1 protein-coding gene is annotated in these 1,339 nt (G+C 56.8%); it reads left to right on the top strand.

Features of this window, described 5'->3' with window-relative positions; all coding sequences use genetic code 11:
* Window positions 1-149: 149 nt before the first annotated feature.
* Window positions 150-1,028 (top strand): LysR family transcriptional regulator, encoded by an 879-nt coding sequence (locus tag RXV88_RS23500; protein ID WP_316296165.1) that lies wholly within the window; start codon window positions 150-152, stop codon window positions 1,026-1,028.
* Window positions 1,029-1,339: the final 311 nt, after the last annotated feature.

Below are 1,339 nucleotides of genomic sequence, written 5' to 3' on the forward strand. Positions count from 1 at the left end.
CCGAGATCATCCGCGTGGCATGATCTCAGCGGGGAAAGGGGCAATCACGCCTCAAGCCCTAGTTCTGCAACAACGCCATCCCGAATAGTGAGCGGCAGAAATTCGAACAAGTTGTACTATTCGAAATATTAAATTAGCTGGGCTTCACAATGATAGATCATCTGAAATCCACTGCCGTATTCGTCGAGGTCGTCCGCGCCGGCCAATTCCGCGCTGCGGCGGATCGATTGCAGATGACCCCGTCTGCGGTGAGCTATCATGTCCGCGCGCTAGAGGACGCCGTGGGGACGCCCCTGCTGTACCGCTCGACGCGTCGCTTCGCGCTGACCGACAGCGGCGCGAAGTTCCTCGTTCACGCCGAAACGATGCTCGATGCGGCGAAGGCCGGTTTTTCCGAGGCGCGCGCGTCTGACAGCGCCCTCTCGGGCCGGTTGACGGTATCCTTGACGACGGCGCTGTCCCATTCATTTGTGTCCCAGCGTATCACCCGGTTTTCAACCACCTACCCGAACGTCGAGTTGCACCTGCATTACGACAATCGCCCGAGCGATATGGTGTCCGAGCGGGTAGATGTTGCGCTTCGCATCGGCCAGTTGCGCGATTCCAGTCTTCTCTGCCGACATCTCTGGGACATGCCGCGCAATCTCGTTGGCCACCCGGACTTCGTAGCAAAGCACGGTCCCATGAACGTACCGGGCGATCTGCGCGGGATTCCGTGGATCAAGTTCACTGGACTTGAAGAACGCCGCACCTTCATCGCTCCGGACGGAACGAGGATTGAGACAAGCCAAGCGGGCAACATCTCGGTCAACAGCATCGAAGCGATGGTGGACCTGACCCTTACCGGCGCAGGCATTTCCTCTCCGCCCTCGCACTTCGTCGAAGGAATGATCTCGTCCGGTTCCCTGGTCGAGTGCCTTGCAGACTACAAGCTGACTAGTCTGCCAGTTTATACCATCCGACACAGAACCGCCGTTCCGGATCCAGTCGTTCAGGCATTTCTCGACAAGATGTTCGATCCGGCTTGATCATTGTAGCACCAAGAGGCGGATGCAGGCCTTCGGGGATCGGAGTCAATGGCGCAAGACAGACCTGTCGCAGGTCGTTCGTGCTTCACTTTTCCGTGCTGCTGTCTCTTTGAACTGCGGCCCTTTTCGCCGACGCCACTAAGCCAAGGGATTTGGCACATCGCGACAACGCAAGGCAAGGCCATTCATTTGTACTCCCTCTGACTTGACGGAAAACAGAGCCGATCGCACCTAGCCATAGCGCGATTTCAAGTTGCATATACAGCGCACACGACATCCATTAAGATTTTGTATTGAAATACAAAACCGTC

Origin of the sequence: Aestuariicoccus sp. MJ-SS9, assembly GCF_032586235.1 — a bacterium.
Taxonomy (GTDB): Bacteria; Pseudomonadota; Alphaproteobacteria; order Rhodobacterales; family Rhodobacteraceae; genus Aestuariicoccus.